The organism is Cupriavidus sp. (assembly GCF_057315035.1).
In genome coordinates, this window is sequence record NZ_DBHKYV010000008.1 from 84,744 (window position 1) to 108,801 (window position 24,058).

The following is a 24,058-nucleotide window of genomic DNA, read 5'->3' on the forward strand; positions in this document are numbered from 1 at the left end:
GATTACGCCTCGCCCAGCATCTGCGCCACTGATCCGGCGGTGCTTGCCGCCTTCTCGCCAATCAACTGCTGCAGCGTGCGCAGCAGTTCGTCCTCATTGAATGGCTTGCCCAGGTACACGTTGACGCCGATCTCGGCCGCATAGCGGCGGTGCTTCTCTGCCGTACGCGACGTGATCATGACCAGCGGCATATGGCTGGTGCGGTTGTCGGCGCGCACGTTGCGGGTCAGGTCGAAGCCATCCATGTTCGGCATCTCGATGTCGACCAGCATCGCGTCCGGCATGACTTCCTGCAACTGACGCAACGCATCCACGCCATCGCGTGCCAACACAACCTGATAGCCGGCACGGGTCAGCAAGCGCTGGCTGGCCTTGCGCACGGTCAGCGAATCGTCGACCACCATCACGGTCGGCTGCGTCATCAGGCCCGGCACGGGCACCGGCACACCGCCATCGACAAGCTCGGCCACGGCACCCATCTGGTCCGGAGCCGGCAACATCGGCATGGCAGGTGCTGCGCCGCGTTCGCGCGTCCAGCGCTGTGCAAGCACCACCGGGTTGTAGATCAGCACGATCTCGCCATCGCCGAGCGTGGTCGCGCCGGCAATGCCTTCAAGGCGCGCCAGGTGCGGCCCGATATGCTTGACCACCACTTCACGGTTGCCGATCACGTCGTCGACGTGTACCGCCACGCGTTCGGCACCGGAGCGCACCACCACTACCGGCGAATACTTGCGGCCCGACGCCATCGCGGCGCTTTCCTCGAGCAGCGCGCCAAAGTAGAAGAACGGTGCCTCGACGCCCGCCGCAGTGAAGCGTCCGGCGTTGTAGGCATCGAGCAACGGCTTCTCGCGCAACTGGTGCACCTGGTCGATCATGCCGCTCGGCATCGCGAACAGGCGGCCGCCCAGCGATACCAGCAACACCTGCGTGATCGCCGTGGTCAGCGGCAGGTGCACCGTGAAACTGGTACCCCGGCCCGCTTCGGTCGACAGCGTGATGCGGCCACCCAGCGCCACGGTCTCCGAACGCACCACGTCCATGCCCACGCCACGGCCGGCGAGCTCCGATACCGCATCGGCCGTCGAGAAGCCCGGCGCGAAAATCATTTCGGTCAGGCGCGCATCGTTGGCGTCTTCATCGACCGCCAGCAACTGGCGCGCCACCGCGCGCTCGCGAATGCGCCGGAGATCCAGCCCGCCACCATCGTCGAAGAAGGTCAGCACCACTTCGTTGCCTTCCTGCTGCACTTCCAGCGTCAGTGCACCGGTAGCTGACTTGCCGACCGCGCGGCGTGCCTCGGCGGATTCGATGCCGTGCACCACGGCGTTGCGGATCAGATGTTCGATCGGCCCAGCCATGCGGTCCAGTACCGAGCGATCGATTTCCACGGTACCGCCCTTGATCAGCAACCGCACTTCCTTGCCGGTCTCGGTCGCCGACTGCCGTGCCACGCGATACAGCCGTTCAGCCAAGGCATCGAACTGCACCATGCGCGCCTGCATCAGGCCGCGCTGCAGCCCGCGGGTAAGCCGTGCCTGGGCCGCCAGGTCTCCCGACGCGCGGTCGAAACCGCGCTGCAGGTTTTGCTCCACGGTTGCCACGTCGTTCACCGACTCGGCCATCATCCGCGTCAGTTCCTGGAAACGCGTGAAACGGTCGAATTCGAGCGGGTCGAATTCCTGGTTGTGCTGGGCATCGGCGATCCGCGATGCCATCTGCGTTTCGGCCTGGATCTCGATCTCGCGCAACTGCATGCGCAGACGCGCGACGTTGTCGTTCAGTTCGCCAAGGTAGCTGCGCAGCGCCAGCAGTTCGCTGTCCAGCCGCGCACGCGTGGCGCCCACTTCGCCGGCATCGTTGATCAGTGTGTCGAGCGTGCGGGCCTGCACGCGCACCAGCGCGCGCTGACGGTCGGCATCGGCCGGCACGACTACCGGTGCAGCCGGCACCAGTGGGGCGGACGCTGGCACCAATGCATGGTCCTGCGCAGCCGTTCCGGTTTGTACAGGCACCTCGAGCGGCGCTGCCGATTGCGGCGTTGCGGCCACCAGGCCATTGACCACATCGGCATCGTCCACCGGCAACAGGCGGCCGTTCTGCAATGCATCCACATGCGCCAGGATGCGGTCGTACCACGCGTACAACATGCCAAACAGGTTCGGCGTCACGCGCTGGCCACGCACGCTGGTCTCGAGCAGCGTTTCCATCTCGTGCGCCGCCTGGCCCAGCGCCATGGCACCGGCCATGCGCGCACTACCCTTGAGCGTGTGCAGGCCACGCAGGATCAGGCCACCGTGCTGTGCATCGTCAGGCGCGGCTTCCCATGTGCGCACCATCTTGCCGAGTTCCGGCAAGGTGCCATGCGCTTCTTCCAGGAAGATTTCGACCAGTGCCGGATCGAGCAACGCGGCATCGGTCGAGGTGTCCTGCTGCGGCAACTCCTCTGGCGAGTCGAGCGAGACATGTGCCACGGCGATCGAATCGTGGCGCACCGGTGTCGGCAGCGTGATCACTACCGCGTCGTGTACCGGCTCCCCATGCATCAAGGAAGTCAGGACCGGCGCCGCTACCGGCGGCAGCGACATGATCGGCGTCAGCTTGACCGCCGGCAGTTCAGGCGGCGGTGCCTGCACGCGCTCGTCGATCTCCGGCAACGGCTGCTGCGGCGGCGGCTGGCTGCCAAACAGTTGCGACACCGAACCCTCGAGGCCGGCGGACTGTTCGGCCGGCATGGCCGCACGCGGGCGCACCAGCGCGCGTTCGCCGAAATCGTTCAGGTCGCGGCACAGCGAAGCATCGGCGTCGGGCCAGATGCCGGCGGCGAACTGGTGCAGCATCGCGCGCAGGCGGTCGACCGCCATGTCCAGCAAGCGGAAGTCGGCCGGATGCATGACCACGGGATGGCGGCCCAGCAGGAGCAGCAATTGCTCCAGCGCTTCAGCGATCTCGCGCACCGGTTCGAGGCCGACTGTCGATGCACTGCCCTGCAGCGTGTGTGCCACGCGCAGCGCGAGTTCGCTCGGGCACGGGTGATTCTCGTGCTTCCACTCGGACAGGTCGGTGGCAAACTGCCGCAGCAGGTCGTCGGCTTCCTGCAGATAGACGTTGTAGAGCGCCAGTCCGATACGGACCGGGCCGATGACCTTGTAGCCATCGTCATCGTCAACCAGATCACCGGACAAGCGGAACGGCAGCACATTGCTGTCGTCTGCCGGCGGGGTTTCCACAGGTGCCTGGGTGGCGGCTTGGGCCAGCAAAGCATCGAGCGGATCGACTGCCGCCGCTGGCGCATCCAACGGGGCGGGTACAGCCGCGCCGGGATCGCGCACGGCCTGCGCCGCGTCCACGAGCGGAGCGATCTCGCGCAGCGTGATGGGATCGTCGCGCAGCGCCAGCGCCCATTCGCGCAGCATGTCATGGGCCTGCAGCAGCAACGCCAGCAGCTCAGGCACGGGCTCGCGGGCTTCGGCGATCCACAGGTTCATCACCTGTTCCACGGCCCAGGCCGCTTCGCCGTAGCGGTTCAGGCCGACCATGCGGCTCGAGCCCTTGAGCGTATGGAACGCGCGACGCATGCGGCTCAGCACGTCCGCATCGCGCAGCGCATCGAATCCACCGGCCAGGTCGGTGGCGATATTGCCAAGTACCTCTTCGGCTTCCGACAGGAAGATATCGAGCAGCTCGGCATCGATCGCCGCCGTGTCGGCCGGCATTGGCGCCACGGGCGTCGGTGTGTGCGCCGGAGCGGCAACCGGCAGCGGGTCGGCCAGCGCCACAACCATGCGCTCGGCAGCGGAATCACTGCCGGCCAGCCATGCATGCAGTTGCGTGGTGGCTTCGCTGGCCTGGCGGCGCAGCGCGGCATCGTCATCGATCGCGGCCTGGTCGGCCACGGCTTGCAGCGCGGCGCGCAGGCGCTGGATCTCGGGCGAATCAGCGGCAGCGGCAACGCGGATCGCATCCATCGCGGCGCTGCGTGCGGCGCCCAGCGTACCCTGCGGCAATGCATCGGCGCGTTGCGCACGCGGCGCGAACGGGTCGTCTTCGGTGACGTCGATCTGTTTGCGACCAAATTCGAGCAGATCGGCAAACGCGTGCACGGCGCCCAACTCGGCGGCAATATCGGACAACTGGGCAATACGCGCCGACGAATCCACGGTTTCGCGCAGTACATCGAGCCGACCCAGCACCGAGCGCACCGCCGCCAGCGCGGCATCGGTGGCATCCTCGATGCCCGCGGGCATCGCGGCGCTGCCATGCACGCGTTCAATGATGGCCAGCAGCGTGTCAAAGGCCTGCGCCGCGTCGTCCAGTGCATGCACGGCGTCGGGCCGCACCGCATTGCGATCGTAGGTATCGAGCCACGATTCGCCGCTATCAAGTTGCGCGCGGATCTGCGTCACCGCCTCGGCACGCTGGGTCTGGGCACCAGCGGCCAGCACCATATCGGCCAGCCAGGCGGGCGCTGCCGCATCCGGATCGGCCAGGCAAGCCGCCAGCGTATCGCAACGCATGGCGAATTCGGTAGCAGATGGGTGGCCCGACTTGCCGTGCACGCGCCACGGCATGGCCAGTGCGTGCGACAGGAACAGCGCCACGCCGCCACGGCCCAGCGCCTCGCCAGTCGGTCGCTGGCCCGCATAGGCAGCCGCCGCGGTCAGGCATTGCTGCAGCGCCGGCTGCGACAGTGGCATCGCTGCCTCGGCCAGCGAGGCCAGCGCCAGTTCCCAGCCAGATTGATCGTCGCCGGCGGCACGTTCGATCGCGGAGGCGGCATGCTGCAGGTTGCGCGTATCGATCGGATCGAGCCAGCCGTGGTAACGCTGGCGGTAGTCGGCCCGCGCCACCACGTGGGCAGGATCCACGCGGAACGCCTGCAGGCTGCGCGCGATATCGGCGCGCAGCACCTGGACCGCGGCCTGCACTACTGGCGGCGTGGTGTCCTCAGGGCCGTCCGGCGTCAGGCCGGTACTCACCAGGAAGAAGATCGCGTCGTTCAGCAGGGCCTGCGGCACGCGCACTTGCCCTTGCAGGTACTGGCGCACCAGAAGATGGGTACGCGCCGCAAATCGCTTGGCCAGCAGGTCCGATGGCAGCAGCCCATGGGCCAGCCCCCGGAACACCATGGCCAGCGCATGCCAGATGCCACGATCGGGGGTATCGGTTGTGCGACGTGCATCCTGCTCATGATTGCGCACATCGTCGAGTGCCGCCTGCAGCGGCAGCCACGCTTCGCGCAACAACGACGTTTCGGTGCACGGCGTGGGCAGCCGCAATGCCTTCAGCAGCGCGGCCTCGAAACGCTGACGTGCACGCGTGACCGACGAGGCCGAGCGCGTGGGCAATACGATGCCCGGCAGCATCTGCAGGTCTTCCAGCCACAGGTCGGCCGGATGCACGCGTTCTTCCTTCATCAGCGCCAGCGCCGGTGCATAGGTCTGGAACAGGCGCAGCGGGTCTTCCGGGTCGCCCGCCATCAGGTCGTCGACGTATTCGGCCAGTGCCTGCACGCCGATGCGGAACACCGCCAGCGTCTCGGCATTGGCAGCCACGGTGCCGGCGTCGATCGCCTCCAGCAGCCGACGCAACGCCTGGCAATAGGCATCCACGCCGCGCAGGCCGACGATATGCACCGCACCGGCCGCCTGGTGCAGCTGCTGGCCGGCCAGCCGCAGTGACGTGGTATCGCGCGCGCCCAGTGCCTCGGGCGTCTGCCGGATCTCGTCGACATAGTGGCCGAGCTCGGTCGCCGCGTCGTCCAGCGCGGTGCGCAGGCTCGGTGCCAGCCAGGCCAGCACCGAAAGATCGCGCTGCGGCGCGGCGGGCGCCCCGGCTACGGCTGTCGGCGCCGGGTCCGGCGTGGCATGCAGTTGCGGCGCAGCCAGGTCGGCCGCGTCGCTGATAACAGTGGAATTCAAGGACATGACCAGTTCCGGTGCGCCCGTCTGCCGGCAGGCGTCAGGCGATCTTGAAGCGCGATACCGAGTTACGGAGTTCTTCGGTCAGCGCCGTCAGCTGGCGCACCGACGTGGCGGTCTGGCGCGTGCCGGCGGTTGTCTGCGCCGTCACGTTCAGGATGCCTTCGATGTGATGCGCCACGTTGGTGGCGAGGCCGGCCTCATGCGATGTGGTCTGCGAAATCTGTTCGATCAGTTCGGCCAGTTGGCGCGACACGCGGCCGATCTCCACCAGTGCGGCACCGGCGTTGTCCGACAGGCGCGCCCCTTCGACCACGCCCTGCGTGCTCTGCTCCATCGCGTGCACGGCGTCCTGGGTATCGGTCTGAATCGTGCGGATCAGCGCACCAATCTGCTTGGTTGCCTCGCCCGAGCGTTCGGCCAGGCGCTGCACTTCCTCGGCCACCACCGAGAAGCCGCGACCCGCTTCACCGGCCGATGCCGCCTGGATGGCTGCGTTCAGTGCCAGCACGTTGGTCTGCTCGGTAATGTCCGAGATCAGCTCGACGATTTCACCGATCTCCTGCGACGATTCACCGAGACGCTTGATCCGCTTCGAGGTTTCCTGGATCTGCTCGCGAATGCCGTTCATGCCGGCAATCGCGTTCTGCACCGCGTGCTGGCCCTGCTCGGCTGCCGCCAGCGAGGCGCGTGCCACGTTGGCCGATTCCGCCGCGCCGCGCGACACCTGCGTGATGCGGTCCGCCATTTCCACGACCGACTCGCCGGTCTGGCGAATCTGGCGCGACTGCTCTTCGGTTGTCGCGGCCAGTTGCACCGAGGTTTCCTGCACCTGCGACGAGGCGTGCTGCACTTCCCCGGCGGTCTGCTGTACGCGGCCCACCAGTTCCTTCAGTTCTTCCACCGTGTAGTTCACCGAGTCGGCAATGGCGCCGGTGATGTCCTCGGTCACGGTGGCCTGGCGCGTCAGGTCACCGTCGGCGATGTCCTGCAACTCGTTCATCAGCTGCAGAATGGCCTTCTGCGTGGCATCGTTGTTGCGTTTTTCATCGAGACGGCGCGATTCCGCTTCACGCTCGCGCGCTTCCGCTTCCAGCGTACGTACACGCGAATCGCGCAGGTACAGCGCCGCAAGGCCCGCCAGGCACAGCAGCGTGGCCACGGCCGAGATCACCATCGCGCCGAGCGTCCACGGCCGGAAGCGTGCACCCTCTACGTACGACGTCTGCAGTTGCGCCAGTTCGCCGCGCAGCGCCTCGTTGTCATTGAAGATCTGCTGCTGCGCGCGCTTGGCGGCAATCAGGCCGGGCAGGTTCTGCAGGATCGTCTGCGTGGTCTTCTGCACGGCTTCAAAACGTTGCGACAGCTGCAGCAGGTAGTTGCGCGTCTCGGGATCGTTGGCGGGCGACAGACGCAGCGCTTCGGAACCGTTGGTCAGGCCGTCCAGCGTCTCGCGGAACGTGTTGGTGTCCTTGCCGAGCAGGAACGCGGTTTCGGGGTTGACGCCTTCGCCCGACAGGAACTCGTTCAGGTTCTTGCCCAGACGCTGGGTCAGCATCACCAGCTGCGCGGATGCAGCCACCTCGCGCGTGTTCGAGCCGGCCTGCAGCTTGATCGCGGCCACCTGTTCGGCGGCTTCGAGCAGTTCGGGGTTCGAGGCATTGAAGATCTGCAGCGTCTGACCGATCGTGGTCAGGATGGGCTGCTGGGCCAGCACGTCGGCCGCGCTCTTCTCGGAGCGCTTCCACGAGCCGAAGGCCTTTTCAAGCAGCGGCGCAGCGGGTCCGGTCGTCGCACGCACATGCTTTTCGTCGCTGCCGTTCTGCAGCGCCAGCAAGTCGGCGGTCATTTGTTCCTTGGACTGGCGCAACTGCGTGAACGCCTGCGCATTGCCGAGCAGCGCCACCGGTACCGCCTTGCCGAGACGCTGCGAGTGCATCAGCATGTCACCGGCAATCTCGATCTGCGCCGCGCCGTTGGTGGCCTGCCGGTTGTCGAGGTAGACCGAAGCCAGCAGCGCAAGCAGCGACACCACCACACCCGCGGTCAGCGCGCGCTGCTGGGACGAGAACGGCATGCGCGACAACCAGCCCGACATCAGTTCAACCGGGGACCGGCCCAGGCCGGCCTGCTTCGCTCCGCCCTTGCCAAACACCGACGCGCGTGGCGACACCGCTTCCGCAGCAGCACCGGCAGTTGCGGTGCGGCGACCCAGGCCGATCTTCTTGATACCCATGGCAACCCTCTGTTCGTTCGTTTTCTGTATGGTTGATTGGCTCACGCCGCGCTGCGGCCAGCCTGCAGGAATGCCGGCGCATCGAGCAACTGGCGGATGTCGAGCACTTGCCAGCCACGTCCGTCCCGGTCGGCGAAATGCGCGCCATGCCAGCCCGTGGGCTCCTCTCCCTGGGCCGGCGTCAGGTCCACCGCGTGGCGCAGGCCGACCACGCGCGTGGCGATGATGCCGCAGGCCCGCTCCACATGGCGCGACAGCACCACGATCTTGCTGCCGGGCTGCACCGGGGTCGGGCCTTCGCCGCAAAACATGCCGAAGTCGATCACGCCGACCAGGTTGCCGCGTGCATTGACCAGGCCGCGATACCACGGATGGGTCAGCGGCACGGCAGCCGGCGCACGCATTTCGAGCACCTCGCCGGTATCCATCAGCGGCAGCAGCCAGTTGCGCTGCCCCACCAGCACGCCCAGGTAGCTGTCGACGGCAGGCAGGTTGCGCGCGTCGCGCAGGCGGCGGGCCAGCATGGCCTGGTAGTCATGCAGGCGGGTCTGGCGGGCTCGGATATCTTGGCGGGGCGCGTTCATGGTCGGAATACCGGTAACACCACTCATAAAGCCAGTGAAAGGGCCGTGTGCGAACGCCGCAGGCATCGGGCATCGTTGCCGGACATCTGCGTTCGCCTCGGCCCCCACAGGGCTGGCGCGGCGCTCAGTGCGCCAGCGCGGCGATCTTCGTCAGCAATTCTTCACTGTCCACCGGCTTGACGATGTAGTCGGAAGCGCCCTGGCGAATGCCCCAGATGCGGTCCGTCTCCAGGCCCTTGCTGGTGCACATGATCACGGGGATGTCCTTGAAGCGGTCGTCGCGCTTGATTGCGCGGGTGGCCTGGTAACCGTTCTGGCCCGGCATCACCACGTCCATCAGGATCAGGTCGAAGGTTTCCGCCTCCAGGCGTGTCATGGCCTGCTCGCTGTTGCCGGCCACGGAGACCTTGAAACCCTTCTTGCCGAGCAGGTCGGACATGAACAGGGCTTCGGTGGGCGAATCGTCGACGATAAGGATTTTGCTGATGGTCATTGTTTCATTCCTGGATACTTCGGGCGGCACAGGTCATGCCGCCACGGCCGCACCCGCCTCCGGCACGCAACCCCCCAGGCAGGTCTCGACGGCCTGCAGCAGGGCTTCGCGCGAAAACGGCTTGGCCAGATGGTTATGGGCGCCGACGAGCTTGCCGCGCGAACGGTCGAATACACCGTCGCGCGACGACAGCATGATCACGGGGATCGCGTGGAAGCGTGGGCTTTTCTTGATCAGGGAGCAGGTCTGGTAGCCGTCGAGGCGCGGCATCAGGATGTCGCAGAAGATCACGTCCGGATGCAGGTCGCCCACCTTGGCGAGCGCCTCGAACCCATCCTCGGCCAACATGACCTGGAAGCCTGCCTGCGTCAGGAAGATCTCCGCCGTGCGGCGGATGGTGCTGGAGTCGTCGATCACGAGCACCTTCGCGGCGGCCTTTCGGGTCCCCGTGGATGCATCGCTGGCACCGGCAATACCACCGGCGTTGACCCCATCGACAGACGTGTCTTGTTCTGTTTGAGTGACCCGCATCATGTTCCCGCGACCGGCTGCCTGCATGACACGCAGGCGTCGGCATTCACTTGAGAACTTCCGCACAGCACCACGCGTGGCGTGCCGGCGGCCCCCGATTTTCCAATTCCCAGTCAAAAAAAGCCCGGCTACCCTGCCGGTGGCGGCGCGTTTTTCAGCTCGCACCTGCCTCTGTGTTGCTTGTTCTTGTGCCGCGGCACCCCGCCTTCAGCCCGCCTTCCAGCCTTGGCTGGCGGCAATGCGGCCGGACGGATGTTCAGTTTTGCCGCAAAGTGTGACAACTCGTGGTGGGGCCGTCAATCCGGAACCTCCGGCCACACCTGTCGCGCTGTCGCTTTCCCGCGACGGCCCGACCAATCCGAGACTGGCCTCAGATGGCCACCATCTCGAAATCTTCCTTGCGTGCCCCGCACTCCGGACAGGTCCAGTTGATGGGCACGTCTTCCCATTTGGTACCTGGGGCGATGCCGTCTTCCGGCGCGCCAGTGGCCTCGTCGTAAATCCAGCCACAGATCAGGCACATCCAAGTCTTGTATTCCATATGCAGGCTCTTGCCACTCTCCATTAAAATCCAGCGCATGATGGTACCCAATCAGCGCCGATGACGCCACCCATGGCGCGGCATGATCGGGCCAATATCGCCGCGTTCGTGCAATTTAGCGTGCAGATGCTGTTCAAACGGCGCCATTTGGATTTGGTTTGCCTGTTTTTTGGGCAATCCGGATATCCAGCGCGCGCAGCAGCCCCCGGCCGGACGCCTGTCTTTCCTCCGCGTTTTTTTAGCCAGATTCCCATGTCCCGTAACCAGCAGCTCTTCGATCGCGCCCAGCAGACCATTCCCGGTGGCGTCAATTCGCCTGTGCGCGCCTTCCGTTCAGTCGGCGGCACGCCGCGCTTCATCACCCGGGCCGAGGGTGCGTATATGTGGGATGCCGATGGCCAGCAGTACATCGACTACATCGGCTCCTGGGGTCCGATGATCGTCGGCCACGCCCACCCGGACGTGGTACGCGCGGTCCAGGAAACCGCCGCGCAGAGCTTTTCGTTCGGCGCGCCGACCGAGGGCGAGATCGTCATGGCCGAGGAAATCTGCAAGCTCGTGCCGTCGATCGAGCAGGTACGCCTGGTGTCGTCGGGTACCGAAGCCACCATGAGCGCGCTGCGCCTGGCACGCGGCTTCACCGGCCGTGACCTGATCATCAAGTTCGAGGGCTGCTATCACGGCCACGCCGACAGCCTGCTGGTCAAGGCCGGCTCGGGCCTGCTGACGTTTGCAGACACCACGCAGAACGCACCGTCGTCGGCTGGCGTGCCCAATGACGTGACGCGTCATACGATGGTGCTCGAATATAACAACGTGACCCAACTGGAAGAGGCGTTTGCGCGCCACAAGGGCGAGATTGCCGCCGTCATCGTGGAACCGGTGGCCGGCAACATGAACCTGGTGCGCGCCAGCGAGGCATTCCTGCAGGCGATGCGCAACCTGTGCAGCGAGCACGGCAGCGTGCTGATCTTTGACGAAGTGATGACGGGCTTCCGCGTGGCACTGGGCGGCGCGCAGGCACACTATGGCATCAAGCCCGACATGACCTGCCTGGGCAAGGTGATCGGCGGCGGCATGCCGGCCGCGGCGTTTGGCGGCCGGCGCGACATCATGGCAAAGCTGGCGCCGCTGGGCGGGGTCTACCAGGCCGGCACGCTGTCGGGCAACCCGCTGGCCGTGGCCGCGGGCCTGACCACGCTGAAGCTGATCCAGGCGCCGGGCTTCTACGACCGTCTGGCCACCCAGACCCGCAAGCTGGCAGACGGCCTGACCGCCGCCGCGCGCGCCGCCGGCGTGCCGTTCGCGGCTGACGCCATCGGCGGCATGTTCGGGATCTACTTCACCAACGACGTGCCGGCCAGCTTCGCCGAAGTAACCAAGGCCGACGTCGGGCGCTTTAACCGCTTCTTCCACGCCATGCTGGCCGAAGGCGTGTACCTGGCGCCGTCGGCCTTCGAGGCTGGCTTCGTGTCGGCACGGCACGACGACGCGATCATCGACGCCACGCTGGCCGCCGCCGCCCGCGCGTTCAAGGCTGGTTGAAGACGAAATCCAGTCCATCGTGCATTGCCGCAAGCTGGTCGGACAGTTGCGGCGATGCCGATGTCATCGGCGCGCGCAGGATATCGCGTAGCCAACCCTGGCGCGCCAGCAATGCCTTGGCAGGCCCCGGATTGGGCTCAACGAACAACGCCTGCACCAACGGCATCAACGCGTGGAACAACCGCCGGGCCTGTTCCAGTTGCCCAGCGCCCACGGCGCGCCAGATCGCCACGAACAGCTCTGGCCGGAAATGCGCCGACGCAATGATCGCGCCGTGCCCACCCAGCGCCAGTGTGCCCAGCAACTGATGATCCTCGCCGGCCAGCACGGCCAGCCGGCCATCGGCAATCAGCGCCTGCGTGGCCTGCGCATTGCCGCCGCAATCCTTGACCGCAATAATTTGCTCGTGACGGGACAATGCCTGCAGCGTGTCGAGCGTCAGCGTGGCGCCAGTGCGGTACGGGATGTCATAGAGTACGAGCGGCGCACGCGAGCCATCGGCCAGGCGCAAGAAATAGTCACGCAAACCCGCCTGAGAGGGGCGGATGTAATATGGCGCTGGCGCCAGTATGCCCGCCAGCGGGCGATCGTTGAGCCGCGCCAGACGGGCCATGACATGGCCCATGTGGTTGCCGGCCAGCCCCATCATGACAGGTAACGTCCCGGCCGCTTCCAGCACGGTATCGACCACGGCAAGCTGTTCGGCTTCGTCCATGGCCGCGGCCTCGCCCGTACTGCCGCAGACCACGAAGCCGGCTAGTCCGCTGGCGCGATAGTGGGTCACCATGCGCCGCAACGCGGCGTGGTCGACAAGACCGTCATCAAGAAACGGAGTGACCAGCGGCAGCCAGATCCCACCCATGGAAGTTTGCATCGCTTGCATTGAAATGCTCCAGATCGACCGGCAAAGGGAACCGTCGATGCGCAACGATGCAGGACACGTAGAGGAAATCGGGAGGCAAGGCCGCCTTTCCAACTGGTGCTGTTCCGTCGCCCATCTGACGGAACAGCACGCTCCGGTCAGACGAGCGGCTGTTTTTTGGCTTTGGCGCGCGCGGCCAGATCCACCGTACCCAGAGTGGCAACGGTGTGGATCGGATGCATGGAAAGATAATCGCAGGCGTGGCGCGGCATGACCACAATCTACCGGCCCGGGTCGATCCCGGTCAAGCGCGGCGCACTTTACCCGGCAGCTTCACGGCGCTGCGCTACACTCCACAATTGCCTATCCCGGACATTGAGGAGTCCCTTGATGCGCACTGCTCCCACCCCTGCCCTGTTCCGCTGGTTCGTGCTCGCCGTGCTGGCCAGCCTGCTGTCCGCCTGCGGCTACAACGACTTCCAGAAGAAGGACGAAACCGTCAAGGCTGCCTGGGGCGAGGTGATCAACCAGTACCAGCGACGCGCCGACCTGATTCCCAATCTGGTGGCCACCGTGAAGGGGTACGCGACCCACGAGCGCGAGACGCTCGAAGCCGTGACCAAGGCCCGCGCGCAGGCCACCAGCATCCAGGTCTCGCCCGAGACGCTGAACGACCCCGAAGCGTTCGCACGCTTCCAGCAGGCCCAGGGCCAGTTGACCAGCGCGCTGTCGCGTCTGCTGGCGGTTTCCGAGAACTATCCGCAGCTCAAGGCCGACGCCTCGTTCCGCGACCTGCAATCGCAGCTCGAAGGTACCGAGAACCGCATCACCGTGGCCCGCCAGCGCTATATCGTGGCGGTGCAGGACTACAACGTGCTCGCGCGCAGTTTCCCGACCAACCTGACCGCGATGGTCTTCAAGTACCCGGTCAAGCCGTCGTTCACCGTCGAGAACGAGAAGGCCATCTCGGCACCACCGGCCGTGAAGTTCTGACCGTAGCCATGTACGGATGACCATCGTGCGCAGACTGATCACGCTCTGGTTCCTTACGCTCATGCTGGCCGTGCCGGCCTGGGCGGCCGACGGTTTCGTGGCGGTCCCGCCGTTGAACGCACGCGTCACCGACCTGACCGGCACGCTGAGCGCGGACCAGCGCAATGCGCTGGAAAACGTGCTGGCCGAGTACGAGCAGCAGCGTGGCAGCCAGATCTTCGTGCTGATGCTGCCGACCACCGAGCCAGAGACGCTCGACGCGTACAGCATCCGTGTGGCGGACGCCTGGCGCGCCGGCCGCAAAGGCATCGACGACGGCGTGATCGTGCTGGTTGCGAAAAACAACCCTTCCGGACTGCGCAGGATGCGTATCGAGGTGGGACGCGGCGTGCAGGGATCGCTGACTGACGCGATGTCGAACCGCATCCTGCAGGACGTGATGGCACCGCACTTCCGGCAGAACGATTTCTACGGTGGACTGGCCGCCGGCATCTCCGCGATCCAGGCCACCATCGACAAGGAAGGGCTGGCGGCGCCGGATCGCCGCAAGCAACAGGGCAATGTCGACCTGGCCGACTGGTTGCCGGTGCTATTCCCGCTAGCCATCATCGTGTTCTTCTTTTTGTCGGCCATGCTGCGCCGCGGCGGACAACCGCACGTAGTAACGAGCCGGCGAGGCTGGCCAACTGGCGCCGCTGGCGGTCTTGGTGGCATGACCGGTTATGAGGTCGGACGCCGCTGGGGCGGTGGTGGTGGTGGCGGCGATTTCGGCGGCTTCGGTGGCGGCAGTTCCGGCGGTGGCGGAGGATTCGGCGGCGGCGGCGGCGGTGGCTTCGACGGCGGCGGCGCGTCCGGCAACTGGTAAGGCAGAGGCCCATGCACAAACCCAAGGCTCCGCATCCCCCATTCAGCCAGTCACTGCAACGTGCGCTACGCCATTTCGGCACGGGCCCCGGCACCGCGCGCAAAGCGTTTCCCGACGAAGCCCGCCACCAGTTGCAGGTGGCGGTGCACAAGGGCGAACAGCATCATCGCGGCGAATTGCGCGTGGTCATCGAGGCCAGCCTGCCGCTATCGCTGGCATGGCGCGGTACCACACCGCGCGATCGCGCCCGCGCACTATTCGGCGCGCTCGAAGTCTGGAACACGGAAGATCACTCGGGCGTACTGCTGTATATCAACCTGGCCGATCACGCGGTAGAACTGCTGGCCGACCGCGGCATCGATGCCTGCGTGAGTCCGCAGGCCTGGCGCGGCATCTGCGAGCAACTGACGCAGGGACTGGCACGGGACCTGTCCGCCAAACCAGTGCTGGAAGCCATTACGAAGATCCACGCGTTGCTGACCGAATTCTTTCCCTCAAACGGTGGCTACAACCCCAACGAACTCGACGATCGGCCGATCATCCTTTAGGGGAGCAAGCCGGCGGTAGCAATCAGGCCGTCCGCTTCTCCATCAGGTACCAGACCGCGGCCAGCACCTGGATCACCACGAGCCCGGCCCATACCATCAGATGGGCCGATACCGGATAGTGGCCGCCGCTAGCCGGAAAGAAATCGAGTACGAAGCCGATGCCCACCTGGAATACGAATGTAGCCAGGAACACCGTCAAGGTCATGGCCGTGGTGGCGCGACCGATCAGCGCATCGGGGAAGCGCCGTGCCAGCAGCGCATAGGTCAGGATGCCGCTTGAGCCGAACACGCCATAGGCGCCCCACAGCAATCCCAGCGGCACGAATGGCAGCCGTGCCATCAGCAACAACTGGATCACGATAAAGGCCATCATGCCGAACCCGGCAAACGCGTAGAGGCTGATGCCGCGGCGCTCCAGATGGCGCGCGGCCCAACCGGCGCCTACGCAGCCAGCCATCATCGCGAAGCCGATCACCGAGACCAGTCGCGCGCTCTCGCCAGCGCCGAGGCCTTGCACATCGCGCATGAAGGCACTGACCCACAGCGTCTGCACGGCCAGGAAAATGCCCTGGTTCAGCAATGTCAGCGGTACGACGCGCCAGAAGCGTTCGCTAGCCAGGATCAGGCGCGTACCGCGCATCTGCTCGGCAAAGCTCTCCTTGCCCACACGCTTTACATCGGGCACGCCAAACCATAGCAACACGGCCATGGCGAACGAAATGGCTGCCATGCCTGCGCTGAGCGTGCGCCAGTCGGTCCACGACAGCAGCCACGACAGCGGCGCGCCGACCACCACCGCACCAAGACCGCCGATCGCCATCACCAGTCCGTTCAGCAATGGCATGCGCGACAGCGGGAACCACATCGACAGCGCCTGGATGGCAGCGCCGAGGCAAACCGACACACCCACGCCGATCATCGCGCGCCCCACGGCCAGCCCGACCATGCCGGGCGCCCAGGCGAACATCAGCGAGCCGGCCACGGCCAGCATCAGCAATACCGCCTCGGTACGGCGTGGCCCGAAACGGTCCAGCAGGATCCCGGCCGGCAACTGTGCGCAGGCAAAGCCGAGGAAGTAGAAACTCGTAAGCAGGCCCAGGTCGCCGGCCGTGAGACCCAGTTCGCGCGTCAGGTACGGCGCGAAACCAAGGTTGACACCCCGAAATATGTACGACACCAGGAAACCGAGCGAGAAGAACGCCAGGACACGCCAGCGCGCGGGTGACGCATGGTTCGGTGGCGCGGCCATCTTGGCCGCATGTACGGAATTGGCGGTGGAAGCAGTCATGCCCGCATTGTGATCACCAACGTGGTGCAAGGCCAGCGAAAGATACCTGCCACAATTGTGAGTAGAATTTGACGACTATCCCATCGCCATGGCCACCAGTCGACCTCCTCACCTGCCCCCGCTCCAGGCGCTGCGCGCACTGGAAGCCGCCACACGGCACCGCAGCTTCTCTCGGGCAGCCGAAGAGCTTGCGCTCACCCACAGTGCGATCAGCCATCATATTCGCGCGCTGGAGGACAACCTTGGCACCAAGCTGTTCCAGCGCACCGGACTGACCATGACCCCGACCAGCGCCGGCGCGCGCCTGGCCGATCAGGTGCGGGGTGCGCTGGACCAGCTGGAGTCGGCACTGCGCGAAGCCAGTGATGTCGCCGGGCCGCCCGTGGTGCGATTGCAGGTCAGCGTGATGGCCGACCTGGCCAATGCCTGGTTGATCCACCGGCTGCCAAGCCTGCATGCACAGGCTCCCGAACTGGACCTGCATCTGCGCCTGCATGCCGAGATCTCGACGCCCGATCCGTATTCGGTCGATGTCGGCATCTGGCACCAGCGTGTGGACCTGCCCGGCTTTGAGTGTCACAGCCTGATCGAAGACTATGTGATCGCCGTGGCCAGCCCGGCACTGCTGGCGAAATTCCCCGGTTTCACGGTGGCCGACCTGCCCAGGCTGCCCATGTTGCGGTTTGCGTTGCGGCCATGGCGCGACTGGCTGCTGCAGGCCGGGCTGCCGCCCGACGAGCCCGAACGCGGACCGATCTTCCAGGATGCGGGCCTGATGCTGCAGTCCGCCGTGGCCGGGTTGGGGGTGGCTACGGCACGCGCGCAGCTCGCGCGTGCCTACCTGGCCAGCGGACAACTGGTCCAGATCGGCACCACACGCATTCCGTCGCGCCTGCACTATTGGGTGACCTGGCGCGAAGGCAATCCTCGGGAGAAAGCCATCCTGCGATTTCACGCCTGGCTGCGCGAGCAGGTTGAAGAATCGACAAGCCAGTCTCAGCAATGAAACAGGAATCATTCCATCTGTAATTCAAGCGCATTAACAAGCGCTTCAAATCAGAAACAGGATGCATCACATCCGGGGCAAGGTTTCAGAAATGCAACGTTTTTGCCAACGCGTACCGGCCACCTGAGTTTCGCCCCCGCCTCCTTCCTCTGGCTGAGTTCGGATGGGTCATGCACAACATCCGGATTTCTCATCGTCCAGATGGATGACCCCGATCTCGTTCAAACACGCCGCGTGACAGCGAGCGGAACGTGTCCCGGCGCCTGCGCGCAGACATCCTGTTGATGGACGGCCTCATCCGTCCGATATGCCACCCTCCCGGCAACACATCATAAATGCCTGATACGGCGCTTCATAAATGCAACGCTTTTGCTTACCCGACGGCACTAGGCATCCACCCGCATGTGCAGCATAAAAAGTGATGTGTGACGTCTATTTTATGCAATCGATGCGTCACAAAGCGGTGTAACGAATACAAATCACATATCTAAAGTGCCTTATCGGACCCGTAAAGATCCAGATACATCTGGTTACACAGTCTCGAAAACGACGCACAGCCAAAATCCCACCTCTTTAAAAATCAATGACTTGGCCGTAGTGGCACGTTCGTCGCTGTATGACCTGCACCAAGGCAAGCCGGCAGACTCCGCAACAGATGGAGCCACCGCAAAGACCTGAACAAAGAACACAACACCGGAAAGACGGGGAGGGACGGGCCAAGGCGCAACCAGCCGGAAGCCCGAGGGGAGCAAGAAGCGGTCGGTACGCTGCAGTGCCGGCCCGGAGCTGGCGAACCCAGGTCGCCAGGTCAGCAGGTTTGCAGCAAATTCAGGTGTGGATCGACCCCTGGAGAGAAGTCGGGTCGAGGCCGCAGTGTCCACCAGGTTGCATGCCGCCGCAGGGAGTGGCGCATGCATCGGACATCGGTAAGGGTTGCCTTTTGGCGGGCCTTGCCTCCTGAGCCAGGTGGAACCGGAACAGACGCCGCACGCGCTGTGGCTGCTGGCTGGTTTGGCCTCGGCCGGTTTCCGGCCGGAACCTTGTGCCCGATCTCCAGCGGGCGCTTTTTTCCACTAACCATGACGTGAAGGAGAAGGACATGAACACCATGTTCGATGGCATCAAGCGTTTTGCCCAGGAAGAAGACGGCGCAGCCGGCATTGAATACGCCTTGCTGCTGGCGTTCGTGGCCCTCTGCATGGTAGCGGCAGGCCCGGCCGTCAAGACCGCGGTGACCAAGATCTGGACCACCATCCAGACCGCACTCACCACCGCTGCGGGCTGAGCAGTGCGCAGCCCGATGCGCTGCGCCACGCACCGGGCTGCACCAGCCTGCACTGGCGCATCAGGTTTCACGTTTTCCACGCATGAGAGGCTGCCATGCAATCCACGCACATCGTCACTGCCTTCGACCCGCTGACCTCGGCCTGCCTGATGGCCCTGCTCGGCGTCGCCGTGGTGACTGACCTGCGCAGCCAGCGGATTCCAAACCGGCTGATCGTGGCCGGCATCGTCGCGGCACTTGCGCTACAGATGTGGCTGCACGGCGCCGCTGACGGAGCATGGCGCTGGGCAACCGGCTTCCTCGCCGGTCTCGCACCATTCGTGCTGTTGTACATCGTGCGTGCCGTGGGTGCCGGCGATGCCAAGCTGATGGGATGTGTGGGCGCCTGCGTTGGCGCTGCCGCCGTGCCCAGGATCCTGCTGGCCACGCTGCTGGCAGGCGGCGTGCTGGCCTGCATTGTAATGCTGTGGCGCCGCGAGGCGCGCCGCACGCTCCACGCAGTGGTGGGAGCGCTGTTGTGGATGCCGTTCGCCGGCCACGCGCCGCAGCCGACAGACAGCGCCACCAACCGGATACGAACCATCACGCGCCTGCCCTACGCGGTGGCGATAGCGACAGGCGTGGCACTGGTGATGACAGGCGCGATCTGACGCCCCTGTCGGCCAGCAACAGAAGCAAAGCCCGGAACACCGGGCAGGAACGGGAGAACGATCATGGCCAGGAAGCTCCGCAATAACGTCAGCCCCGCGAACACGCGCCGCTGCCCGTCACGCCAGTACAACCGCGCACCGCTGACCGAGATACCCGCGCAGGCCGCGCGAACGGTGCGCCAGCATATCGGCTGGGTGTTCCACCACTAGCCGCCAGCCACCGGCACTACCGCGTTTCCGATTCACGGATTTCGAATGGCGCACCGCTCCGGCGGTGATCGCCAGGGGCGCCTGCATGCCCGCGCCGGGCCAGGCTTCGCATGAAGGGGGAGGACCATCAAATGAGAAACGTACGCACCTTGCTGATGCTGCTGGTGGCGGCCCTCGCCGGCCTGGCGGCGGTTGTACTGGCCTCGCGCTGGATGGTGGAACAGAGCGCCGGCAGCACCGTGAAGGTCGCGGTGGCCAACACCGACATCAATCTCGGCCAGCGCCTGGCGCCCGAGTTCGTCAAGCTGGTGGACTGGCCGCGCGAAAGCCTGCCACCGGGCGCGCTGGGCGATCTCAAGGCGGTCGACGGCCGCGTGACCAAGGCCAGCGTCATGCGCGGCGAGCCCATCCTGGAGGCCAAGCTCACGCCCGCCGGGACCAAGGGCGGATTGTCCGCCGTGATCGCCGAAGGCAAACGCGCCATCACGGTCCGCGTGAACGATGTAGTGGGCGTGGCCGGCTTCGCCCTGCCGGGCAGCTTCGTCGACATCATCGTCAATACCCAGAAAGACGGCGCCAGGGGCAACACCGGGCCCGAAGCCGAGCAGTCGATCTCGAAGATCGTGCTCGAGAAGATCCTGGTGCTGGCCGTGGCGCAGGAAGTGAACCGTGACGAGACCAAGCCCAAGGTGGTCAACGCCGTGACGCTCGAAGTCTCGCCCGAGGAGGCCGAGAAACTCGACCTGGCCCGCAGCGTCGGATCGCTCTCGCTGGTGTTGCGCAACCAGGTGGAGGCGCGCCCGGTGGGTACCGCGGGGGCCACCAAGCGCAGCCTGCTCAACGAGCCCGTGGTCCAGGCCGCGGCACCGGCCACACCCGTGGCCCGCGCCATCCAGGTCGTCCATCGCATCATCGAGCGCAAGACCAATACCAACTGCGTGGGCGTGATCAGCGGCATGCAACAAGACAAGGAGTGCTTCTGAGCGCGCGAGCCTGGCGCCAGAAGCCACCAACCGGGGGAATCATCATGAAGACCAGCCACACATCGTCAGGCCGCCCGCGTGTCTCGCATATGCACGGCACCGCCCGGCTAAGCGCAATTGCCACGCTGGCCATCGCCAGCGTCTGGCTGGCCAGCACGCAGGTGCAGGCCGCCGACGAAGCCACCGCCGCAGCGCAGGCCACGCGCATCGCCGCCAACGGCCCGATCCAGCTGACGATTGGCGCAGCCGCCACACCCGCCGCGCCCGCCGATACCGCCAGCAGCCGCGGGCCCAACTGCTCAGCGGCTGCCGCCGAACCCGAGCAGGTGACCGTGCCGGTCGGCAAATCGCGCATGTTGCCGCTGCCCGAGCCGGTGCGTACGCGCACGCTGGGTAATCCGAGCGTGGTGCAGGCCATGCTCGTGGCACCGCAGACCATGTACCTGCTGGGGCTCGATGTGGGGACCACCAACATGATCGTGCAAGGCCGTAGTGGCCGCTGCCTGGTCATCGATGTCATCGTGGGTGCGGATCCGGGTGGACTGCAGTCGACACTGCGCTCGCTGCTGCCAGGCGCACGCAATGTGCAGGTGGCCGCGGCGGCGGACAGCCTGGTGTTGAGCGGCAACGTGCCAGATTCGTCCACCGCGCAGCAGGTCATGGACATTGCCAACGCGTTCGTCCTGCGCCAGTCGCGCAGCCCGCTGCAGGCCCCGCCGCAAGCGCTGGGTGCGCCGGCCAATGCGGCCAGCCCTGGCATGGCGATGGCCATGGGCGGAGTGATGATGCCGGTCGCGGCCAACACCATGCAGAACAGCGGCATGCCCCAGCGCAGCAGCAAGCTGATCAACATGATGACCGTGGACGCGCCCCAGCAGGTGATGCTCGAAGTCAAGGTGGCCGAAGTGTCGAAGACGCTGATCGACCAGCTGGGCGCGGCCGCCAATCTGCAGGGTGCATTCGGCAGCTGGCAGTTCGGGCTGCTGGCGAACTTCCTGTCCGACAGCGCGGCAACGCTGACCGGCATCAAGAACAACAAGCTGCCGTTCTCGTTCCAGCTTGACGCCCAGAAGGGCGACAGCCTGGTCAAGATCCTGGCCGAACCAAACCTGATGGCGATCAGCGGCCAGGAAGCCAGCTTCCTGGCCGGCGGCAAGGTCTACATTCCGGTGCCGCAGTCCTCGTTCGGCGGTGTGACAACGATCGTGCTGCAGGAAGAAACGTTCGGCGTCGGCCTGAAGTTCACGCCCACGGTGCTCGCCAACGGCCGCATCAACCTCAAGGTGGCGCCAGAAGTGTCGGAGCTGTCGCCCACCGGCGTAGCGATAACGGCGCCCAACACGGCGGGTTCGTCAATCCTGCCGCTGATCACCACGCGCCGGGCATCCACCACGCTGCAGGTCATGGATGGCCAGAGCTTCGCCATCGGCGGCCTGATCAAGAACAACGTCACGGGCAGCCTCAAGGCACTCCCCGGCGCCGGCGAACTGCCGGTACTCGGCAACCTGTTCCGCAGCACGAGCTTCCAGCAGGACCGTAGCGAACTGGTGTTCGTGGTGACTCCGCGCCTGGTCAAGCCGCTGCCGCCCAACTATCCGATGCCGACCGATTCGTTCGGTCCTCCGAACAACGGCGAGGTCTACATCAACGGCAACATGGAAGGCCATCCGCGGCGCGCGCCGGACAACCTGATGCCGCCCGCCGTGCCAGCAGCACCGATGTCACCGGCCAACCCCGCCACGCCGACCACGAACATCGGGCCCGCACCGGCAGCCGGCACACCGCCCGCCGACAGCCCGCAAGGCAGCGGCACCTTCATGCCCACCGCCGCCTTGCCGCCTTCGCCGCCTTTGTCGACATCCTCGGCGGCGACGGGCAACGGCAACAGCACGCAATGACCGACATAGACAGGGGACAACCATGACTTCCACTACCCGCCTGCTCTGCATCGCCACCGGCGCCCTGCTCTGCTCCGGCCTGGCCGGCTGCATGAATACATCGCCGGTATGGGATGCGAACTTCGGTGAATCGGTACGCACCGTGCGGATGATGCAGACGCTCAATCCGAATGCGTCCTACACCAACACCGATCCCGTCACCGGTGTCGATGGGCGTGCCGCGACATTTGCCATGGACCGCTATGGCCAGTCGTTCCGCAACCCGGCCACCGACGGCAACACGTTCGTGATCGGCGTGGGCGGCGGCTCGATGGCATCGCCGTCGCAGTGATCCGGCCCGCCACCTCCAACCCACTACATCGACTCGCACAGCAGCAACATCAGGGAGACGCGACATGGCAAAGCTGATACTGGTCTCGGCAGACGATACCTGTGCACGCCAGATGCTGGCGCTGGCCCAGCAGGCCGACACCCCGCGCCAGCCCCAGCTGGTGTGCGTGGACCCGGCCAAGGCGCTTGGCATGGCGGGGCTGATCCATGCCTCGGACTTCGTGATCCTGCACGCCGACGATTTCGGCATGGAAGTGTTCGAGCATCTGCGCCAGCGGTTCCCGGAACCGGGCGAGGTGCCCTGCATCCTGGTCACGCCCCAGCCTTCCGCCGACCTGCTGATGCGCGCGATGCGCATGGGGGTGCGCAGCGTCCTGCGCTGGCCGCTCGATCCACGCGAGTTCAACGCGGAGCTGGCGCGGCTGGACACGCGTAGCCAGGCGGACCCCGATACCCAGGCGCGTACTTTCGCCTTTACCTCGTGCAAGGGCGGCAGCGGCACCACGTTCGCCGCGGCGAACTTCGCGTATGCGGTGGCAGCGCTGCGCGGCAAGCGCGTGTTACTGATCGACCTGGACCAGCAGTTTGGCGACGCCGCGTTCGTGGTCACCGACAAGACGCCGCCCGCCACGCTTGGCGACATCTGCCAGCAGATCGACCGGCTCGACGCGGCATTGCTGGACGCCTGCGTCACGCATGCGCATCCGCAACTCGACGTCATCGCGGGGGCCGGCGACCCGGTCAAGGGCGCGGACGTCAAGGCCGCCCACGTCGAACGCATCCTGGATCTGGCAAAGCCCGCGTACGACGTGCTGGTGTTCGATCTCGGGCAGGCCATCAATCCGGCCTCGATCATGGTACTGGATCGCAGTGACACGATCCTGCCCGTGGTCCAGCTTACGCTGCCCTACCTGCGTGCGGGCCGGCACATGATGGAGATCTTCCATTCGCTCGGCTACTCCACGGAACGGATGCAGGTGCTGCTGAACCAGACCGACAAGCATGCGCCAATCACCATCCGCACGATGGAAGACGCGCTTGGCGCGCGCACCGCGCATACGCTTCCGATCGATGCCAAGACCGCGCGCGAGGCCGCCAACCAGGGGGTACCGGTACTGCAACTGGCACCGCGCAGCACCATGTCCCATGCGCTGCTGCAGATGGTGAACTCGACCTTCCCGGTAACGGACCACAAGCAGGAAAGCCTGCTTGCCCGGCTACTGCGCCGTCGCAACGACACCGCCCAGCCCATGCCCGTGGGCAAGCACGCGTAACCCCAGCGGAGAACC

Annotated in this window: 20 protein-coding genes; 12 read left to right on the top strand and 8 right to left on the bottom strand. The window is 65.7% G+C overall.

Annotated elements, in window-relative coordinates; all coding sequences use genetic code 11:
* Positions 1-2 precede the first annotated feature (2 nt).
* The 6 genes from ACO550_RS13560 to ACO550_RS13585 form a co-directional block, all read right to left on the bottom strand.
* On the bottom strand, positions 3-5,927 hold the full coding sequence (locus ACO550_RS13560; protein WP_315592542.1) for a hybrid sensor histidine kinase/response regulator: 5,925 nt from the start codon (positions 5,925-5,927) through the stop codon (positions 3-5).
* 34 nt (positions 5,928-5,961) lie between these two features.
* Positions 5,962-8,157, bottom strand: a complete 2,196-nt coding sequence (locus tag ACO550_RS13565; RefSeq protein WP_315592541.1) for a methyl-accepting chemotaxis protein — start codon at positions 8,155-8,157, stop codon at positions 5,962-5,964.
* Between the two features lie 41 nt (positions 8,158-8,198).
* Positions 8,199-8,741: a chemotaxis protein CheW gene (locus tag ACO550_RS13570; RefSeq protein WP_315592540.1), complete on the bottom strand. Its 543-nt coding sequence runs from the start codon at positions 8,739-8,741 to the stop codon at positions 8,199-8,201.
* Positions 8,742-8,865: 124 nt separating this feature from the next.
* Complete coding sequence (locus ACO550_RS13575) at positions 8,866-9,234, bottom strand: response regulator (RefSeq protein WP_315592539.1); 369 nt, start codon at positions 9,232-9,234, stop codon at positions 8,866-8,868.
* Between the two features lie 33 nt (positions 9,235-9,267).
* Positions 9,268-9,765 (bottom strand): response regulator, encoded by a 498-nt coding sequence (locus ACO550_RS13580; protein ID WP_315592582.1) that lies wholly within the window; start codon positions 9,763-9,765, stop codon positions 9,268-9,270.
* 370 nt (positions 9,766-10,135) lie between these two features.
* A complete protein-coding gene (locus tag ACO550_RS13585) occupies positions 10,136-10,306 on the bottom strand; it encodes a rubredoxin (protein WP_011298773.1) in 171 nt (56 codons plus the stop codon).
* A gap of 252 nt (positions 10,307-10,558) precedes the next feature.
* On the opposite strand from ACO550_RS13585, the gene hemL reads away from it, so the two are divergent.
* Positions 10,559-11,851, top strand: a complete 1,293-nt coding sequence (gene hemL / locus ACO550_RS13590; protein ID WP_315592538.1) for a glutamate-1-semialdehyde 2,1-aminomutase — start codon at positions 10,559-10,561, stop codon at positions 11,849-11,851.
* Here hemL and dapA read toward each other — a convergent pair.
* The gene (gene dapA, locus ACO550_RS13595) at positions 11,838-12,734 is read right to left on the bottom strand and encodes a 4-hydroxy-tetrahydrodipicolinate synthase (RefSeq protein ID WP_315592537.1); all 897 of its coding nucleotides are present in this window, start codon (positions 12,732-12,734) and stop codon (positions 11,838-11,840) included. The genes hemL and dapA overlap by 14 nt on opposite strands.
* Positions 12,735-13,103: 369 nt before the next feature.
* Between dapA and ACO550_RS13600 the strand changes: the two genes are divergently transcribed.
* The 3 genes from ACO550_RS13600 (at position 13,104) to ACO550_RS13610 (ending at position 15,119) form a co-directional block, all read left to right on the top strand.
* Positions 13,104-13,706 (top strand): LemA family protein, encoded by a 603-nt coding sequence (locus tag ACO550_RS13600; RefSeq protein ID WP_315592536.1) that lies wholly within the window; start codon positions 13,104-13,106, stop codon positions 13,704-13,706.
* A 61-nt stretch (positions 13,707-13,767) separates the two neighbouring features.
* A complete protein-coding gene (locus ACO550_RS13605) occupies positions 13,768-14,571 on the top strand; it encodes a TPM domain-containing protein (protein ID WP_485994877.1) in 804 nt (267 codons plus the stop codon).
* A gap of 11 nt (positions 14,572-14,582) precedes the next feature.
* A complete protein-coding gene (locus ACO550_RS13610) occupies positions 14,583-15,119 on the top strand; it encodes a TPM domain-containing protein (RefSeq protein ID WP_315592534.1) in 537 nt (178 codons plus the stop codon).
* Between the two features lie 22 nt (positions 15,120-15,141).
* Here ACO550_RS13610 and ACO550_RS13615 read toward each other — a convergent pair whose 3' ends face one another.
* Positions 15,142-16,407, bottom strand: a complete 1,266-nt coding sequence (locus ACO550_RS13615) for an MFS transporter (protein ID WP_315592533.1) — start codon at positions 16,405-16,407, stop codon at positions 15,142-15,144.
* An 88-nt stretch (positions 16,408-16,495) separates the two neighbouring features.
* On the opposite strand from ACO550_RS13615, the gene ACO550_RS13620 reads away from it, so the two are divergent.
* The 8 genes from ACO550_RS13620 to ACO550_RS13655 all read left to right on the top strand — a co-directional run bounded on the left by ACO550_RS13620 (position 16,496) and on the right by ACO550_RS13655 (position 24,043).
* Positions 16,496-17,413 carry a LysR substrate-binding domain-containing protein gene (locus ACO550_RS13620; RefSeq protein WP_315592532.1) on the top strand — a complete coding sequence of 306 codons (918 nt, stop codon included), beginning with the start codon at positions 16,496-16,498 and terminating at the stop codon, positions 17,411-17,413.
* Positions 17,414-18,512: 1,099 nt separating this feature from the next.
* On the top strand, positions 18,513-18,698 hold the full coding sequence (locus ACO550_RS13625) for a Flp family type IVb pilin (RefSeq protein WP_485994873.1): 186 nt from the start codon (positions 18,513-18,515) through the stop codon (positions 18,696-18,698).
* A 95-nt stretch (positions 18,699-18,793) separates the two neighbouring features.
* The gene (locus tag ACO550_RS13630) at positions 18,794-19,348 is read left to right on the top strand and encodes an A24 family peptidase (protein WP_315592531.1); all 555 of its coding nucleotides are present in this window, start codon (positions 18,794-18,796) and stop codon (positions 19,346-19,348) included.
* A 63-nt stretch (positions 19,349-19,411) separates the two neighbouring features.
* Positions 19,412-19,558, top strand: coding sequence for a hypothetical protein (locus tag ACO550_RS13635; protein ID WP_315592530.1), 147 nt, complete (start codon positions 19,412-19,414; stop codon positions 19,556-19,558).
* A 131-nt stretch (positions 19,559-19,689) separates the two neighbouring features.
* The gene (gene cpaB, locus ACO550_RS13640; RefSeq protein ID WP_315592529.1) at positions 19,690-20,541 is read left to right on the top strand and encodes a Flp pilus assembly protein CpaB; all 852 of its coding nucleotides are present in this window, start codon (positions 19,690-19,692) and stop codon (positions 20,539-20,541) included.
* 44 nt (positions 20,542-20,585) lie between these two features.
* Positions 20,586-22,439 (top strand): pilus assembly protein N-terminal domain-containing protein, encoded by a 1,854-nt coding sequence (locus tag ACO550_RS13645; RefSeq protein ID WP_315592528.1) that lies wholly within the window; start codon positions 20,586-20,588, stop codon positions 22,437-22,439.
* Positions 22,440-22,461: 22 nt separating this feature from the next.
* Positions 22,462-22,770 (top strand): hypothetical protein, encoded by a 309-nt coding sequence (locus ACO550_RS13650; RefSeq protein WP_315592527.1) that lies wholly within the window; start codon positions 22,462-22,464, stop codon positions 22,768-22,770.
* A gap of 64 nt (positions 22,771-22,834) precedes the next feature.
* Positions 22,835-24,043, top strand: a complete 1,209-nt coding sequence (locus ACO550_RS13655) for a CpaE/TadZ family protein (protein ID WP_315592526.1) — start codon at positions 22,835-22,837, stop codon at positions 24,041-24,043.
* The last annotated feature ends 15 nt before the right edge of the window (positions 24,044-24,058 follow it).

What these genes read in the sequence shown, in the direction of transcription:
- ACO550_RS13625 (WP_485994873.1), top strand. Translation starts at nt 18,513, where the DNA reads ATGAACACCATGTTCGATGGCATCAAGCGTTTTGCCCAGGAAGAAGAC.
- ACO550_RS13600 (WP_315592536.1), top strand. Translation starts at nt 13,104, where the DNA reads ATGCGCACTGCTCCCACCCCTGCCCTGTTCCGCTGGTTCGTGCTCGCC.
- ACO550_RS13570 (WP_315592540.1), bottom strand. Translation starts at nt 8,741, where the DNA reads ATGAACGCGCCCCGCCAAGATATCCGAGCCCGCCAGACCCGCCTGCAT.
- hemL (WP_315592538.1), top strand. Translation starts at nt 10,559, where the DNA reads ATGTCCCGTAACCAGCAGCTCTTCGATCGCGCCCAGCAGACCATTCCC.
- ACO550_RS13610 (WP_315592534.1), top strand. Translation starts at nt 14,583, where the DNA reads ATGCACAAACCCAAGGCTCCGCATCCCCCATTCAGCCAGTCACTGCAA.
- dapA (WP_315592537.1), bottom strand. Translation starts at nt 12,734, where the DNA reads ATGCAAGCGATGCAAACTTCCATGGGTGGGATCTGGCTGCCGCTGGTC.
- ACO550_RS13605 (WP_485994877.1), top strand. Translation starts at nt 13,768, where the DNA reads ATGCTGGCCGTGCCGGCCTGGGCGGCCGACGGTTTCGTGGCGGTCCCG.
- ACO550_RS13575 (WP_315592539.1), bottom strand. Translation starts at nt 9,234, where the DNA reads ATGACCATCAGCAAAATCCTTATCGTCGACGATTCGCCCACCGAAGCC.
- cpaB (WP_315592529.1), top strand. Translation starts at nt 19,690, where the DNA reads ATGAGAAACGTACGCACCTTGCTGATGCTGCTGGTGGCGGCCCTCGCC.
- ACO550_RS13635 (WP_315592530.1), top strand. Translation starts at nt 19,412, where the DNA reads ATGGCCAGGAAGCTCCGCAATAACGTCAGCCCCGCGAACACGCGCCGC.
- ACO550_RS13645 (WP_315592528.1), top strand. Translation starts at nt 20,586, where the DNA reads ATGAAGACCAGCCACACATCGTCAGGCCGCCCGCGTGTCTCGCATATG.
- ACO550_RS13630 (WP_315592531.1), top strand. Translation starts at nt 18,794, where the DNA reads ATGCAATCCACGCACATCGTCACTGCCTTCGACCCGCTGACCTCGGCC.
- ACO550_RS13580 (WP_315592582.1), bottom strand. Translation starts at nt 9,765, where the DNA reads ATGCGGGTCACTCAAACAGAACAAGACACGTCTGTCGATGGGGTCAAC.
- ACO550_RS13560 (WP_315592542.1), bottom strand. Translation starts at nt 5,927, where the DNA reads ATGTCCTTGAATTCCACTGTTATCAGCGACGCGGCCGACCTGGCTGCG.
- ACO550_RS13565 (WP_315592541.1), bottom strand. Translation starts at nt 8,157, where the DNA reads ATGGGTATCAAGAAGATCGGCCTGGGTCGCCGCACCGCAACTGCCGGT.
- ACO550_RS13620 (WP_315592532.1), top strand. Translation starts at nt 16,496, where the DNA reads ATGGCCACCAGTCGACCTCCTCACCTGCCCCCGCTCCAGGCGCTGCGC.
- ACO550_RS13655 (WP_315592526.1), top strand. Translation starts at nt 22,835, where the DNA reads ATGGCAAAGCTGATACTGGTCTCGGCAGACGATACCTGTGCACGCCAG.
- ACO550_RS13650 (WP_315592527.1), top strand. Translation starts at nt 22,462, where the DNA reads ATGACTTCCACTACCCGCCTGCTCTGCATCGCCACCGGCGCCCTGCTC.
- ACO550_RS13585 (WP_011298773.1), bottom strand. Translation starts at nt 10,306, where the DNA reads ATGGAATACAAGACTTGGATGTGCCTGATCTGTGGCTGGATTTACGAC.
- ACO550_RS13615 (WP_315592533.1), bottom strand. Translation starts at nt 16,407, where the DNA reads ATGACTGCTTCCACCGCCAATTCCGTACATGCGGCCAAGATGGCCGCG.